Below are 15,235 nucleotides of genomic sequence, written 5' to 3'. Positions count from 1 at the left end.
CAGAATGTAATTAATGCGGAAGGAGGGTTACTGTGGAAAAGACGATTCTGGATTACATTAACCTGATTAAAAAAAGGTTTTGGCTCATCATGGTATTCGTTTTGATCTCCTGTGCTACTACGTACTACGTTAGTAAAAATTTCGTCGTACCCGTCTATTCCGCTTCTGGACAGCTGCTAGTCAACAACATCGTGAATACACCCGAGAGCAATAAGCTTAACGATTTGAGCTTTAGCCTAAATCTAATTGAGAGTTTCAAGGAAATTATTAAATCGCCCACCATCATGAAAAGCGTAATAGAAAATCACCCGGAATTTGGACTGACATCAGAAGAATTGAGCCAGAAGCTCGAGATAAAATCTTCAGAGAAGAGTCAGGTGATCAACCTTAGTGTTCAGGATGAAAGCTACACCAAGGCTGCCGGGATCGTAAATGCGGTTTCGCAGACATTCATTCGAGATTTGCCATCACTGATGAAGGTAGACAATGTTACCTTCCTCACGCCGGCTGATCCGACTGATGTTCCAGAGCCCTCGAACGGCGGGTTCGCTATGAATCTCGTCATCAGCTTTGTAGTATCGCTTATGGCTGCATTAGGAATTATTCTGCTGATGGAAACACTCAACGGTACATTAAGGTCTGAAAAGGAAGCAGAGCTTGACCTTGGTCTTCCGGTAATTGCCACGATCGCGACCATTCGTAAACGCGATTTAGGTAAGACAACAGATGGCAAAACAAGAGTGAAGGAGGGTGCATATGTTACGGCTAAATAAGAGTCTAATCACGGACATTAATCCATCCTCATCGATCTCAGAATCGTTCCGATCGCTTCGCACATATATTCGCCAGCTTGGACTGACGCAGGGCAACGGAGGAAAAGTACTGCTCTTCACCTCAGCTGAAGCGGGAGCGGGCAAGACGACGATTTTGTCCAATCTCGCGGTTTCTTTTGTGCAGGAGGGGAGAAAGGTAGCTGTCATAGACTGCAACTTAAGACATCCCGGTCTCCATACGGTATTTGAAGTGGAAGGCAGTCAGGGTCTCGCGTCATATTTAAACGGCATGGAGGAAGTCGATCAAATTGTTGTGCATGGAAAGTTAGCTAACCTTTCGGTCATCCCGGCGGGTATATCCAGGATCAGCCCTCCGGATCTACTCGGCAGCGATAAAATGATTGCTTTACTGGATGAACTGAAAGGAAGCCATGATCTAATCCTGCTCGACTCACCTCCAGCGGCGGATTACAGTGACGCTCGTATATTAGCCTCCCAAGTGGATGGCGTCATACTCGTAGCCAGATATGGGAAATCGAAAAGGGAATCCATTCGTAAGGTCAAGGTGCTTATGGAGCAGGCTGGTTCACAGATTATCGGCATTGCTATGAATCAGGCGAAATAATGGTAACCGAATATGAACCACTAAAGTGAACTCCAATACAAAGATTTTTAGGAGGTAAAGTGCGATGAAGAAAGTGAAAAAAGTAATTATACCAGCAGCGGGACTAGGAACGCGCTTTCTTCCGGCGACTAAAGCAATGCCTAAAGAAATGCTTCCGATCATCAATAAACCTACAATTCAATACATTGTCGAGGAAGCTATTGCTTCCGGGATTGAAGACATCATCATTGTTACCGGTAAAGGAAAACGAGCGATTGAGGATCATTTTGATAACGCGTTTGAATTAGAGTCTCGACTCCTGGAAGATGGCAAGCTGGAAATCCTGAAAGAGGTTCAGCGTTCTTCCAAGGTAGAGATCCATTATATCCGGCAAAAGGAACCAAAGGGTCTCGGTCATGCGGTATGGTGTGCAAGACGATTTATTGGTGATGAGCCTTTTGGCGTCATGTTAGGTGACGATATCGTAGTTGGGCAAACGCCTTGTCTGAAACAGCTGATCGAGCAATATGAAGAAACGCAAAACTCGGTTATAGGTGTTCAGCAGATTCCTGATGAATTTACGAATCGTTACGGGATCATCGAACCAGATATGCAGGACGGGAAGTTGTACCGCGTTAATAATTTTGTGGAGAAGCCAGCGCTCGGTACAGCTCCATCCAACTTGGCCATCATGGGCCGCTATGTATTTACACCAAAGATCTTCAAGTACCTGGACCTGCAAGAAAAAGGTGCTGGTGGAGAAATTCAGCTGACAGATGCTATTCAAAAGCTGAATCAAAGCGAACGCGTATATGCCTATAACTTTGACGGAACGAGATATGATGTCGGCGAGCGACTTGGTTATATTCTGACAACCCTAGAATTTGCATTGCAAAGCGATGATTTACGTTATCCAATCTTGGATGCCATGGGGGACTGGCTTAGTAAAGCAGGACAAACCAGCTTGAGCAGTTAAGTGGATATTTCGAATAATTTTAGGAGGAATGGAGAGAAATGAGCATGCAAAAAATGCCGGAAGACTATGAGGCCGTCCTGCCGAAACTTTACATGCTACATGCCGAAGAAGGAAAGAAAGAAGCGGAGTCTTATCTGGTCATGAAACGGATTATCGATATCTTTTTTTCCGCACTTGGTCTTCTCGTATTACTACCCTTATTCGCTTTGGTAGCGATCCTGATCAAGCTAGAGGACCCGAAAGGCAAAGTATTCTTTCGGCAAAATCGAGTGGGTAAGAATGAAAAACAATTCCCAATGTATAAGTTCAGATCCATGGTAAGTAATGCTGAGGAGCTAAAGGAACACTTACTCGCTTATAACGAAGTGAGCGGTGCAATGTTCAAGATCAAGAACGATCCACGGATCACGCAGATTGGGAGATTCCTGCGCAAGACGAGTATTGATGAGCTACCTCAGCTATGGAATGTACTGCTGGGTCATATGAGTCTAGTTGGACCACGTCCTCCGCTTCCAGAAGAGGTGGCACAATATACAGAATATGATAAACAACGGCTTACGGTTACACCAGGCTGTACCGGATACTGGCAAGTGAACGCCAGAAACAGCGTCGGCTTCGACGAAATGGTACAGCTGGATCTAACCTATATCCATATCCGAAGTACCCGACTGGATCTGAAGATTATTGTCAAAACCGGTCTGATGCTACTCGGTTCGAAAGATGCTTATTAATATCATGGAAATTAGGTGAATGCCGATGAATGATTACGGAGTCGCTCCTAAGGTTTCCATTATCATCTGTACTTACAATCGATCAGATTTATTGATCACAACGCTACAGTCACTATTAACATTGGATGATTTGGAGCAGGCGGAAATTATTGTTGTAGATAACTGCTCTAAAGATGATACGGCAGCTTGCGTTAAGAAGTTCATAGCTGCGCATGGGGCGGTTCTAAATATCCGCTATATGATGGAGCCAGTGCAGGGATTGTCTGCGGCTCGCAATACAGGGATACTAGCGTCCAAAACGTCGCTCATTGCCTTCCTAGATGATGACGCAATTCCTTGCCAGTCATGGATTACGACGATTGTCAGCACCTTTGAGAGTAGGCCGGAAGTGATGGCCATGGGAGGGAAGATCGCTCCGATCTTCGAAAGTAAACGTCCGGAGTGGCTAATCAAACCTTTCGAGCTTCCGTATACAATCGTTGATCTAGGTAATCGAATCAGGGAGTATCCCGCTCAGCTTCATCCTTGCGGGGCTAACATGGCGATGCGCAAGCTCGTGTTTGACATCAGCCTGTTTCCACTAGATCTCGGTAGAAAGGGAGATTCTCTCCTCTCTGGTGAAGAGTCCTGGTTATTTGGACAAATCCAGAGGGAAGGGCATTCCATTCTGTATCATCCACAGATGGCGGTTGATCACTTTGTTCCTAAGAATCGTTTAACCGAGGATTGGATTATGAGACGTTATTATAGCCAGGGCATTTCCAACGCAGTAAAGAGCGAAGGAATGAAGGGTAAGCTGCTCCTGCTAGGAAAGACAGCCGCTAAGCTAGTTTACATTCTAGCTGACATGGTTCTTTCAAGAAGCAAAGGTAGAAAGCTCCTGAATAAATGTAGACTGGAGAGTATTCGCGGAACTCTTCATATGATTCTGGATCGGGAGAGGCATTCCGCAGCGGGGTGAGGGAATAACATGACAAATTTTGAGTGGGGCTCCAAATTCAATGCTTTGCCATACGGGATGCTCTATCTCATCTTGGCCCTTTTCTTCGGAACGGCGGTCATTTACCAGCCGACGATTGCGATAGCTGTCGTGCTTCTGATTATTTTATTAGGGATTTCGATATCTAGGCCTCAGCTGATCAGTTATTTCGTTCTGTTCACGACGGCGATATCCATTAACTTTTTATTTGATGGCAGTCTTTTCGGAATGGAAATCTTGTCCCTTTATAAAATGGCTATCATCGCGCTACTTATTCCCTGCATGCTTGTGAATGGTTTGCGATTTCGACTAAGTCATCCACTTTGGGCCATGGTCATGCTGCTGATCATCACCTTTACAGCCTCAATCTGGTTGCCAGAGATGACATCGTCGATTGCTATCAAAGCCTTTATCGGTCTGTCCATTCCCTTCGCATTTCTATTAATCAACTGGAAAAAGGAAGTCGCGAAGCGGCAAATTCAAATCATTTGTTTATTGCCTTTAGTAAGTGTAGTTGTAGGATTTCTTCTGCAGATTGCCCATATCCATAATTTTCTCAATGTAGAGTTTACAGGCGCTGTACGGATTCAGGGGGCGAATATTCCGGCGCATTTAGCCATGCTGGCTTTTATGGGAGTAGCGATCCCGTTCATTGAGGTAAAGCGGAATCCGAAGCAAGCACGGTACTATTATATCCTGCTGGTTCTGAATTTCTTCATTCTGATTGGAACTGGAACAAGGGGGCCTATGCTGGCCCTAGTGCTAATGATTCTGTATTACTTCTATGACATTCTACGCCAATACCTGAAGGGCAAAACGCTGTTACTAATTCCGTTAATGGGCTCGTTGTTCCTGATGATTGTTGCGGTATTCTGGCAGCTCGATAATCTTAAAAAGCGTTCCTTTGAGAGATCGACCGATAGTGCTGTTGATTTGTCTGGACGGTCGGAGGCATGGGAGTATTTTCTGAATAAGGCTGCGGGATCACCCTGGTCAGGTAGAGGGCTCGGCTCAGTTACTGTTGCGAATGACGGAACGCTCTACAAAGGTTTTGTTGTTCCGCATAACGAGTATATCCGTTTTTACTTCGATGGGGGGTATATTGGCTCCATATTGCTGCTGCTCTCCCTATTGGCTGTGTTTTATCTGGTTTATAGAGCTCTGGCGCCGCCGGTTAAACCCTATTATCTTCTTTTTTTAGCAGGATTCCTAATCTATTCATTTTCCGATAATACGCTGTCGACGGTCCAATCTATTATTCCGTTTTGTTGGTACCTAAACTGTCTGTACCGATCTTCACAGCCAACCGATTCCCCACAAAAAGAAGTGATACGATGAACCAAGTGAATATGTTCGATGTCAAATTTGATAACTATGATTTTATGGATTTGCTTGATTACATTGATAAAACTATACAGGAAAGGAAACAATCCTACATCCTGACCTGCAATGTGGATCATGTGATCAAGCTTCGGAAGGACAAAGAATTTCAAATGGTGTACTCCGAGGCAGGCGCTGTCGTTGCTGATGGCATGCCGCTCATCTGGGCATCCAAAATGCTAGGCAAACCGTTGAAGCAGAAAGTATCCGGAGCTGATCTTTTCAGTCGTCTTGGTAATGCTTTTGAGCAAAGGAAGTACCGGCTGTTCTTCTTAGGCTCAGCTGAAGGCATACCGGAGCGGGCAACCATGAATCTTAAAGCGGCTTTTCCCGGAATCAACGTCGTCGGCTGCTACTCCCCATCTTATGGTTTTGAGCATAACGAGGAGGAGAATGAACGAATTGTAAAAATGCTTACGGAAAGTCAGCCAGATATCGTATTTGTCGGCGTGGGAGCTCCTAAACAGGAGAAGTGGATTTATCGTCACTATACTTCTTATCAAGCACCGATCTCGATTGGCGTGGGAGCAACCTTTGATTTTCTCTCAGGCTCGGTCAAGCGGGCGCCAGATTTCATGCAGAGAACGGGTCTTGAATGGTTTTGGCGTCTAAGTCAGGAGCCGGGAAGGCTTTGGAAAAGATATCTTGTGGATGATGCACAATTTCTACTTTTATTGCTTAAGGAACTGCGTAAGCGGGATAAGGTGAAGGAAGGAGGCTTGGAATGAGTGTATTTACGCCCCCATCACTTAGGTTTATCAAGACAGCTGGGTTAATCGGGGGAACTGCGGCTATAGGTGTCTCTCTTCCGCTGATCATCGGCTTCTCCAGTGCGATGCTGAGTTCATCGAACAGTCTGGAGGGAGCCATTCTCTCAGCCATCCTATTCCCAGCTTTCTTGCTAGCCATACTTAGACCGAAAATGCTGGTTGCTTATACCTTGCTAATCTGGGCAGTAGCTCCAGAGCTACGTCGCATTGCTGACTGGTCAGAAGGAGTGTATCACTCTGTATCATTGCTAAGTTTAGCCCCCTTGTTAACTGGTGTAACCTTGATTATTCCGCTATTGAAGGAGATTCACAATATTCAAAAAGCCTCCACGCGAATTATGTTGCTGTTCGCAGCTGCGCTGGGTTATGGAGCTTTAATCGGCTTGGCTAAGAATGGTATGGGCTCAGTTTATGACTTAGCGAATTATATTGTGCCACTGCTGTTATTGCCGTACTTTGCCGTTACAAAGTTCAAGCCGAAGGATATCGATCGATTGCTTACCGCTTTTGCCAATATTGCTGTCCTAGTTGCCATTTACGGGATTATTCAGTATTTGACGGTGCCACCTTGGGATGTGTTCTGGATGAAACATGCGGACATGATGTCCATCGGAAATCCTTATCCATTGGAAATTCGAGTGTTCTCCACGCTGAATTCGCCCGGCCCGGCTGCAACATTCTTAGCATTTGCTTTAGTTCCGATGATACTGGAGAAAAAATGGCGGGGAACATTGCGCTGGATCGGCGTTCTGCTGGTTGTTATCTGCCTGCTGACTACCTTAGTCCGCGCGGCATGGCTGATTCTTCTGGTGATGCTGCTCATGTATATTGGAACCTCTCCATCTAAGGGAAAGTGGAAAACCTTGATCCAATTAGTTTTTGTGGCTGCTGCGTTGTTCTGGGTTGTGCCTAAATTGCCTGGCGCTGAAGGACTAGTTGCTCGGGTAGAGACATTATCTTCTGTTCAAGAAGATCACTCTTATAATGAACGACTAAGCTTATGGCAAAACATGCTGCCGATGGTCGCTGCCAATCCAGTAGGTCAGGGAATTGGCAGTGTAGGCCAAGGGACTAAGCTTGGTAACGACGGCGAGCTTGGAGAGTACGGAATTATGGATAACGGAGTTATCGCCTTACTGCTTACCTTTGGTGTTCTGGGTGCTATTTTCTTCTTCGGAGCTTTAGGCGCAGTTGTCAAACAGATATTCGCTAGAGTAATCAGCAGGGACCAATTGCAGCCCTACGCCCGACTTGCGCTAGCTACTTGGACCGGTGCGATAGTCAGTCTGGTGTCAGATAATGGGTTTCCCGGACTCAAGGGATACTTAATCTGGATGCTGATCGGTCTTGGCCTCAGCGCAAGGGTGATTACTCAAAGTAGAAGGAAGGGAACACCGTATGCAGCAGTTGAATGCAAAATCTCTCCCCACTAGAACAATCTGGTCATCCTTTAGACTGTTCGCGAAGAGTAAGGACAACAGCTCGGCAGCCGTAAAAACTATGTTTGTAAGTGTCATGATCCTACTGATTAACATGTTAACGGGTGTACTGACTGCCCGTTATCTTGGACCGACAGGGCGTGGGGAACAGACGGCAATGATTAACTGGTCACAGTTTCTGGCGTTCAGCATGAGCTTTGGAATTCCGTCAGCGCTGATCTATAACGCTAAGAAAAACCCGGATGATGCCGGAGTGCTATATCGTATGGCATTGCTGCTCGGTATCACTTTTGGGGTCATAGCGATGATTATAGGTATCGTGGTCTTACCTTATTGGCTGAAATCCTTCAGTCCGGAGGTCGTGAACTTTGCTCAGTGGTCTATGATTCTGTGTCCGATTATAGCGATCTCTCAAATTAACAATGCAGCTTTTCAATTCAGAGGAGAATACAAGAGGTTTAATTGGATTCGCTATCTAGTGCCATTGCTTACACTGACGATGATCGGGATATTGATCGCGCTGGATCAGATGAATCCTTTTACAACTGCAGTTGCCTATCTCCTTCCGGGGGCGCCGCTGTTTATCGGAATGACGATTTCCTTGCTTCGCACCTATAAGGTGAAGATGAGTGGGGCCTTTCAGAATTTAAAAAGATTGTTCACTTACGGGCTAGGTTCCTACGGCAATGACTTGCTTGGCAATTTCTCTACCTATATCGATCAGATCGTGATTGCCGGTTTGTTAAGACCTGCTGATTTGGGGCTGTATGTAGTGGCTGTGAGTCTGTCACGGATGGTTAATTTTTTCTCAAGCTCGATTACGATCGTATTGTTTCCCAAGGCTTCTGAGCTGTCAAAAGAACAGGCCGTTGAGTTAACATTCAAAGCCTTTCGAATAAGTACGACCTTCACCATGCTTGGTGGAATAGTCCTGATGCTCTTGGCTCCGTTAGTGATTCCGCTGATGTACGGCAAAGACTTCAATGCGGCATTAACCGTGTTTCGCTTGTTGCTCCTTGAAGTGACCATTAGCGGAGGGACGATTATTCTGGCGCAGGCCTTTATGGCGCTTGGTAAGCCGAAAATTGTTTCGATGCTTCAAGGGTTTGGCTTACTCTTGGTTATCCCAATATTATTCCTGCTCATCCCTAAATTCGGCTTACTTGGAGCAGGGATAGCGATGTTGTCATCAGCAATCCTGCGCTTCTTCTTCATTGTTCTCAACATAAGGTACACCTTGAAAGTTAAACTTCCCCGGCTGCTCATTACCCGGGAGGACATCCAGTGGATGAAGACGACGATGAATTCTTACATTCGCAAGAAACCGATGGATATGAATGGATAATGCGAAAGCTAAAGGAGGAAACCTTCATGGATTCAGTAAAAAGCGTGGTAGGCGGCCAAGGCAATTATCCAATATCGGCTGTCATTATCGCTCAGGATGACGAAGTTCGAATATCTAAGGCCATACAATCCTGCAGGTTATTCGCCGACGAAGTGGTTGTGATTGACGGAGGCAGCAAAGACGGGACAGCTCAGCTTTCCGAAAGCTTAAATTGTCGTGTATACGTCAATCCTTGGCCCGGATATGCGAAACAGAGGGAGTTCGGAGTAGAACGCGCGGTTCATGATTGGGTCTTCCTTATTGATACTGACGAAGTGGTCAGCGACGAGTTGGCCGCAAGTATTCTTGAACTGAAACCGGGGCTTATAGATCAATCGGCTGCCTATTCTATCTACCGGATCGGCGACTTTATGGGGAGATGGCTGGATCGTGGAGAGTATCTAGTGCGCCTTTACAACCGCAAAGCGTATGGAATTCGAAACAGCTTGGTGCACGAGATGCCCGAGGTCTCTGAAGAGCGAACCATACGTTTGACAGGAACTCTCTGGCATTATGGCTACCGCAGTATTAACGATCATGTGGCACGTTTTAATAAGTACACTGATTTGGAAGCTGAAAGTGCGTATGCCAAGGGCAAACGATTTCGGGTCAGTCATCTGCTGTTAAGACCACCAGCCCGTTTCCTGCAAAAGTATTTCTTACACGGTTTGTTCAAGAAGGGAATGTCAGGCTTCGGCGTATCCGTATTCTGGGTCATGTATGAATTCATGGTCGGCTTCAAGCATTATGAATTGATTAGATCGGGAAAACTGGCTCAGCACAATACAAAGAAGAGTCAGACCGAGAAGGAGAATAAAGGAGAGAGAAGCTATGCCGTACAGTGACGGATTGAACATTATGACGACTGGCCTTAGCTGGCCGTCGCTACAGCCGGGTGGGCTTAACACGTATTTCAAATCCGTTTGCGAGCAACTCTCCTCACGTAATCGGGTGCATGCGCTGATTTGCAGTCAAGAGACGCCTGCAACCCCTGAGGAATTAATTATTCACAATGCCGGAGATCCAAAGGATGGAATTTGGAAGCGTAAGGATGCTTTCCAGCGTAAAGCGGCTGATCTGATGGGAGAGGGTAGTGGCCGTATAGATATTTTATACTCTCATTTCGCTCCTTATGGTATTGGTCCAGCAATGGAAGCAAAGAAACGTGGGATTCCTGTAGTGATGACCTTTCATGGTCCATGGAATGAAGAAATGAAAATCGAAGGCCAAGGCATTAAGCACCGGGTCAAGACAACCATCGCCAAATCCATTGAACATAGAGCCTATAAGCTAGCGGATAAGTTCATCGTGCTTAGTGAAACGTTCCGAGATATTCTCCATAAGCTGCACGGAGTGCCTCTACACAAAATTATAGTGATACCAGGAGCAGCTAATGTGGAACGTTTTATTCCTGCTACGAATCGATTGGCGATTCGCCGAACCTTGAATTTACCTGAGGGAGCAACAACCGTGCTGACTGTTCGGCGGTTGGTCAATCGGATGGGACTACTGCAGCTGCTTGAAGCCTGGAAGCAAGTTACGGAGCGTTTCCCGAATGCAATTCTGCTGATTGGTGGCAAAGGGCCGCTGCGAGGGGAGCTGGAAGAAAAGATCGCCGACTATGGCTTAAGCAACAAGGTAAGACTGCTAGGCTACATTCCCGATCATGAACTAGCCTCTTATTATCAGGCAGCGGACATGTTCGTGGTTCCCTCACAGGCATTGGAGGGCTTTGGTTTGATTACCGTTGAAGCCTTATCTTCAGGCTTGCCTGTAATGGCTACACCAATTGGCGGAAATAAGGAGATTTTACAAGGCTTCCGGCCGGAATTGCTATTTAAGAGTTCAAGTAGTGACCATATGGCCGAAGGCATGATTCATATGCTTAGCAATCGAAAGCTGCTTCCGAGCCGGGATGAATGCAGAGAGCATGTTCTGGAGAGATACACCTGGGAGCATGTTACGGATCAAGTAGAATCCGTGTTCTTACAAACCTTAGGAGAGGAGGTGACCATGTAATGCTTAGAGTGGCTTATATCGATCACACTGCTAAATGGAGTGGTGGAGAAGTTGCCTTGTTTAACATCCTTACCCATATTGGAGAACAGATTGATCCACTTGTAATCCTGGCTGAGGATGGTGCACTGGCTGAACGGCTACGTGAAAAAGGGATGGATGTCCGTATTATTCCGCTAGATGAGAGCATCAGAAGTCGTGGTAGAAATGCCGTCAATTTGGGAGCGCCTGCTGCAGCCTTCAAGTTGTTGGCTTATGGTCGCAAGCTCGCTCCGCTCTTAAAAGAGGAAAAGGTAGATTGCGTGCACACCAATTCCCTGAAATCTGCATTATACGGAGCAATCGCTGCTAAAATAGCGGGCGTTCCATTGATTTGGCACATCCGGGACCATATTGGAGCCCCTTATTTAAAGCCTATCGTTGCCAAAGGAATTCGTTTGCTGTCGCGTCTGCTCCCCAATGGAGTCATCGCGAATTCACATTCAACGCTGAATGCTTTGGAGCTGCCGCGTTCGAAGAAAACGCTGGTCGTTTACTCCGCATTCGCTAAAGCGATTGGTAATGGGATAGGTAAGCGGGACCAGAAGGATTTTAACGTATTGCTAGTTGGTCGATTGGCGCATTGGAAAGGGCAGCATATTGTGCTGGAAGCCGCAAAAAGCTTTAAGAACGAACCTCGTGTGAAGTTCTGGCTGGCCGGTGACGCTCTATTTGGAGAAGAAGCTTATAAGCAGGAATTGCTTCAAAAGATAAAAAACGACGAGCTTACTAATGTAAGCATGCTGGGGCATGTGGATGATATTCAAGGCCTTATGAATACTGCCGATTTACTGATTCACACCTCGGTAACTCCTGAGCCCTTTGGCCAAGTTATCGTTGAAGGAATGGCAGCAGGATTACCAGTTATCGCCTCCAATGAAGGCGGACCGGTAGAAATTGTAGTTCAAGGTGAGACAGGATTACTGATAGAGCCTGGTGACGCGGCGATACTGGCAGACTCCATAAAGTGGATGCTGGATCACCCAGAAGAAAGACGACGGATGGCGGATAATGGGATGAAACGAGTGAAGGAGCATTTTGTTATCGAGAATACGGTCAAGGACATCGTTGACTACTATAAAGGTTTGTTGGCGAGCACCTGACAGTTGATATGACGCGGTAATTCTGAAGACGATGCTCCATAAAACTTTGAGGATGATTCACATGAAAATTGCGATAGCGCACGATTACTTAATCCAAATGGGCGGCGCGGAAAGAGTGGTGGAAGTCTTTCATCACATGTATCCCGAGGCTCCAATCTACACAACGGTTTTTAATGGAAGCCGCCTTACTGATAATCTCAAAGATGCGGATATCCGTGCCTCCTGGCTGCAAAAGATTCCGGGGGTAAAGACCAATTTTAAAGGGGTGCTGCCACTTTATCCAATGGCCATCCGTGATTTGGACTTTCGCGGTTTCGATATCGTCCTGAGTTCCAGCAGTGCTTTTATGAAAAGTATTCAAGTTCCTAAACATACGTTTCATCTTTGTTACTGCCATACGCCTATGCGCTTCGCATGGGATTATGACACCTACATGGAACGTCAGTCGAATTCCGGGTTGTTCAAGAAAATGCTTAAGGTATACATGCAGCAACTCAAAACATGGGACCAGCGGACTTCCAAAAATGTGAATCAGTTCGTAGCCAATTCTTCAGTAGTGAAGACGAGGATTCAGAATTATTATCACCGGGATGCAGATGTCATATTTCCACCGATTAATACAGCCCGGTTTACAAGCTCTTCTACTATAGGTGACTATTATTTAATTGTATCTCGACTTGTCTCCTACAAGCGGATTGATCTGGCAGTAGAGGCTTTTAACCGTAACGGTCTTAAGCTTTATATCGTAGGGGATGGACCAGATCGCAAGCGTCTTGAAGGCATGGCTAAGGGAAATGTATCGTTTCTAGGCCGGCTAGAAGATGAGCAAGTGACAGGAATGATGGCGCAGTGTAGAGCATTTATTTTTCCAGGTGAAGAGGACTTTGGAATCACACCGCTGGAAGCGAACGCTGCAGGAAGACCGGTAATTGCTTATCAAGCAGGTGGTGCACTAGATACTATTATTCCTTATGTAAACGGTGTGTTCTTTCAGCATCAAGAAGTGGAGGATCTACTAAAGGCTATTTATGAGGTAGAGTCTTACGCTTGGGATATCGATCAAATCATGGAGCATGCACGTAAATTCGATGAGCAGGCATTTATGGTTAAGTTCAAGCAGTATGTTGAGCAGGCCTACGTCAATTTTCTAAAAGGAGGATGATTGTATGAAGCTGACAGTAATCGGTACTGGGTATGTGGGTCTTGTATCTGGTGTGTGCTTTTCACTAGGCGGACATCATGTCATCTGTGTGGATAAGGACGAGGAAAAGATTATGAAGCTGAAACGGATGGAATCGCCCATCTATGAACCGGGAATCGAAGAAATGATTGAACTGAATCTTCGGGAGGAGCGGTTATCCTTTTCTGCGGATCTTCAGGATTCGGTGCGCCGTTCAGATATTATCATCCTTGCTGTAGGTACGCCATCACTGCCTAATGGTGAAGCAGACTTAACTTATATTGAGGGTGCAGCCACTGAAATCGCTAAAGCGATGGAAGGGTACAAAATTATAATGACTAAATCTACAGTTCCAGTAGGGACAAATGAGAAGATCTCCAAAATGATCTCTAAGTCTACCCATCATCCTTTTGATATCGTGTCTGCACCTGAATTTTTACGTGAAGGTTCAGCGATTCGCGATACACTTCATCCCGACAGAATTGTCATTGGTCTTGATAATCCAGAGCTGGAACCAACCATGCGCGAGCTTCATAAGGGTTTCACAGAAAATGTATTTGTAACAGATATACGCAGTGCAGAAATGATTAAATATGCTTCGAATGCATTTTTGGCCACTAAAATCTCCTTTATTAATGAGATCGCCAATATTTGCGAAAAAGTGGGAGCTGATGTAACTGAGGTAGCAGAAGGAATGGGTATGGACCAAAGAATCGGGTCATCCTTCCTGCAGGCTGGTATCGGTTATGGAGGCTCCTGTTTCCCGAAAGACACGAATGCGCTCATTCAAATTGCGGGCAATGTCGATTACGAATTTAAACTATTGAAATCTGTGGTTGAGGTGAACAAGGGACAACGGTTCATGATCATCTCCAAGCTGCATGAATCACTTGGCAGTCTACGCGGTTCGACAATTGGGATATGGGGTCTTGCCTTCAAGCCTAATACTGATGATGTCCGCGAAGCTCCAGCCAGAGAGATTGTTGAGGCGCTGGTGGCTGAAGGGGCAACAGTCAAACTATATGATCCAATCGCAGCTACTAATTTCAGGCAGCAATACGATCATCCGCAGCTTCGCTGGTGCAACATTCCAGAGGAAGCTGCTGAGGGGAGCGATGCTGTATGTCTGCTGACCGATTGGAGCTTACTCAAGGACATTGATCTGCATCAGCTGGCGAAAAGCATGCGTAACGGGGTGCTGATCGATGGGCGCAACGTGTATTCCAAAGAGCAAATCGAGGGTACCGGCCTTGTTTATCATTCTGTTGGCCGCCCGCAGATGGGTGGATTGAGCGGTTATTCTGCTAGTGTGGCTGGGGTGGTCTAGACTATATATATTGAACTTGAGAATTTTTGTGTTAAGTGTCAGTCGCGACTGCGGTGAATGTTTGGACTTCCGGCCGCTGTTGTCTGCAGATTTCTTGATTTTAACCGCTAATAGCGGTGGAAATCCGCAGACAAAGGCGGACGCTATCGCTCCTCCAGTTCCAAAATTCCCCTCCGTCACTCCGTTCCCTTATCTTAAGTTTTAAGCAATCTGATTGTTTTTCGCAGTAGCAGATAACCTTGTTGTTGTAGTAGTACTTGCGTTGGCTGCTGCCTCCCCCGGAGCAGAAGCGAATCTTTAGAAAAACGTGCTCGCTTCCGGCTGGTACAGCCCGGTGCGCACGGATCAAGCATTAAGAAGAATTTGCCTTAGGTAAAGAACGGAAGGGGAATTTGGAACTGTAGAAACGGAGTGTTCGCCCGAAAGATTTCCGTAGGAAAGCTAGCTTCGAAAGCATATGCTATCCTCGGATTTCTACCGCTAGAAGCGGTTCAAATCAGGAAATCTGAGGATAACAGCGATCGGAAGTCCAAA

14 protein-coding genes are annotated in these 15,235 nt (G+C 46.0%); all 14 read left to right on the top strand.

Annotation, left to right across the window (positions count from 1 at the left end; translation table 11 throughout):
• The first annotated feature begins 32 nt into the window (after positions 1–32).
• Complete coding sequence (locus NSS67_RS29700; RefSeq protein WP_339317374.1) at positions 33–773, top strand: Wzz/FepE/Etk N-terminal domain-containing protein; 741 nt, start codon at positions 33–35, stop codon at positions 771–773.
• Complete coding sequence (locus NSS67_RS29695; RefSeq protein ID WP_339317373.1) at positions 757–1,398, top strand: CpsD/CapB family tyrosine-protein kinase; 642 nt, start codon at positions 757–759, stop codon at positions 1,396–1,398. The genes NSS67_RS29700 and NSS67_RS29695 overlap by 17 nt, the downstream gene beginning before the upstream one ends.
• A 64-nt stretch (positions 1,399–1,462) precedes the next feature.
• On the top strand, positions 1,463–2,353 hold the full coding sequence (gene galU / locus NSS67_RS29690; RefSeq protein WP_339317372.1) for a UTP--glucose-1-phosphate uridylyltransferase GalU: 891 nt from the start codon (positions 1,463–1,465) through the stop codon (positions 2,351–2,353).
• A 38-nt stretch (positions 2,354–2,391) separates the two neighbouring features.
• Positions 2,392–3,084, top strand: a complete 693-nt coding sequence (locus NSS67_RS29685; protein ID WP_339317371.1) for a sugar transferase — start codon at positions 2,392–2,394, stop codon at positions 3,082–3,084.
• 25 nt (positions 3,085–3,109) lie between these two features.
• Complete coding sequence (locus tag NSS67_RS29680) at positions 3,110–4,045, top strand: glycosyltransferase (protein ID WP_339317370.1); 936 nt, start codon at positions 3,110–3,112, stop codon at positions 4,043–4,045.
• A 9-nt stretch (positions 4,046–4,054) separates the two neighbouring features.
• Positions 4,055–5,401, top strand: coding sequence for an O-antigen ligase family protein (locus tag NSS67_RS29675; protein ID WP_339317369.1), 1,347 nt, complete (start codon positions 4,055–4,057; stop codon positions 5,399–5,401).
• On the top strand, positions 5,398–6,171 hold the full coding sequence (locus NSS67_RS29670; protein WP_339317368.1) for a WecB/TagA/CpsF family glycosyltransferase: 774 nt from the start codon (positions 5,398–5,400) through the stop codon (positions 6,169–6,171). Before NSS67_RS29675 ends, NSS67_RS29670 begins: the two co-directional genes overlap by 4 nt.
• On the top strand, positions 6,168–7,646 hold the full coding sequence (locus NSS67_RS29665; protein ID WP_339317367.1) for an O-antigen ligase family protein: 1,479 nt from the start codon (positions 6,168–6,170) through the stop codon (positions 7,644–7,646). The genes NSS67_RS29670 and NSS67_RS29665 overlap by 4 nt, the downstream gene beginning before the upstream one ends.
• Positions 7,612–8,997: an oligosaccharide flippase family protein gene (locus tag NSS67_RS29660; protein ID WP_339317366.1), complete on the top strand. Its 1,386-nt coding sequence runs from the start codon at positions 7,612–7,614 to the stop codon at positions 8,995–8,997. Before NSS67_RS29665 ends, NSS67_RS29660 begins: the two co-directional genes overlap by 35 nt.
• Positions 8,998–9,023: 26 nt before the next feature.
• The gene (locus NSS67_RS29655) at positions 9,024–9,881 is read left to right on the top strand and encodes a glycosyltransferase family 2 protein (RefSeq protein ID WP_339317365.1); all 858 of its coding nucleotides are present in this window, start codon (positions 9,024–9,026) and stop codon (positions 9,879–9,881) included.
• Positions 9,868–11,055: a glycosyltransferase family 4 protein gene (locus NSS67_RS29650; protein ID WP_339317364.1), complete on the top strand. Its 1,188-nt coding sequence runs from the start codon at positions 9,868–9,870 to the stop codon at positions 11,053–11,055. Before NSS67_RS29655 ends, NSS67_RS29650 begins: the two co-directional genes overlap by 14 nt.
• Entirely contained in the window at positions 11,055–12,194 is a 1,140-nt protein-coding gene (locus NSS67_RS29645; protein ID WP_339317363.1) for a glycosyltransferase family 4 protein, read from the top strand. The genes NSS67_RS29650 and NSS67_RS29645 overlap by 1 nt, the downstream gene beginning before the upstream one ends.
• Before the next feature lie 61 nt (positions 12,195–12,255).
• Positions 12,256–13,356, top strand: a complete 1,101-nt coding sequence (locus NSS67_RS29640; RefSeq protein WP_339317362.1) for a glycosyltransferase — start codon at positions 12,256–12,258, stop codon at positions 13,354–13,356.
• A gap of 4 nt (positions 13,357–13,360) precedes the next feature.
• Positions 13,361–14,701, top strand: a complete 1,341-nt coding sequence (locus NSS67_RS29635) for a UDP-glucose/GDP-mannose dehydrogenase family protein (protein ID WP_339317361.1) — start codon at positions 13,361–13,363, stop codon at positions 14,699–14,701.
• Positions 14,702–15,235 lie beyond the last annotated feature (534 nt).

Source organism: Paenibacillus sp. FSL R10-2734 (assembly GCF_037963865.1).
Classification (GTDB): domain Bacteria; phylum Bacillota; class Bacilli; order Paenibacillales; family Paenibacillaceae; genus Paenibacillus_AQ.
Note: the sequence above shows the minus strand (reverse complement) of the source record. Positions and strands in the feature narration are given on the sequence as shown.

What these genes read in the sequence shown, in the direction of transcription:
- NSS67_RS29695 (WP_339317373.1), top strand. Translation starts at nt 757, where the DNA reads ATGTTACGGCTAAATAAGAGTCTAATCACGGACATTAATCCATCCTCA.
- galU (WP_339317372.1), top strand. Translation starts at nt 1,463, where the DNA reads ATGAAGAAAGTGAAAAAAGTAATTATACCAGCAGCGGGACTAGGAACG.
- NSS67_RS29685 (WP_339317371.1), top strand. Translation starts at nt 2,392, where the DNA reads ATGAGCATGCAAAAAATGCCGGAAGACTATGAGGCCGTCCTGCCGAAA.
- NSS67_RS29680 (WP_339317370.1), top strand. Translation starts at nt 3,110, where the DNA reads ATGAATGATTACGGAGTCGCTCCTAAGGTTTCCATTATCATCTGTACT.
- NSS67_RS29675 (WP_339317369.1), top strand. Translation starts at nt 4,055, where the DNA reads ATGACAAATTTTGAGTGGGGCTCCAAATTCAATGCTTTGCCATACGGG.
- NSS67_RS29670 (WP_339317368.1), top strand. Translation starts at nt 5,398, where the DNA reads ATGAACCAAGTGAATATGTTCGATGTCAAATTTGATAACTATGATTTT.
- NSS67_RS29665 (WP_339317367.1), top strand. Translation starts at nt 6,168, where the DNA reads ATGAGTGTATTTACGCCCCCATCACTTAGGTTTATCAAGACAGCTGGG.
- NSS67_RS29660 (WP_339317366.1), top strand. Translation starts at nt 7,612, where the DNA reads ATGCAGCAGTTGAATGCAAAATCTCTCCCCACTAGAACAATCTGGTCA.
- NSS67_RS29655 (WP_339317365.1), top strand. Translation starts at nt 9,024, where the DNA reads ATGGATTCAGTAAAAAGCGTGGTAGGCGGCCAAGGCAATTATCCAATA.
- NSS67_RS29650 (WP_339317364.1), top strand. Translation starts at nt 9,868, where the DNA reads ATGCCGTACAGTGACGGATTGAACATTATGACGACTGGCCTTAGCTGG.
- NSS67_RS29645 (WP_339317363.1), top strand. Translation starts at nt 11,055, where the DNA reads ATGCTTAGAGTGGCTTATATCGATCACACTGCTAAATGGAGTGGTGGA.
- NSS67_RS29640 (WP_339317362.1), top strand. Translation starts at nt 12,256, where the DNA reads ATGAAAATTGCGATAGCGCACGATTACTTAATCCAAATGGGCGGCGCG.
- NSS67_RS29635 (WP_339317361.1), top strand. Translation starts at nt 13,361, where the DNA reads ATGAAGCTGACAGTAATCGGTACTGGGTATGTGGGTCTTGTATCTGGT.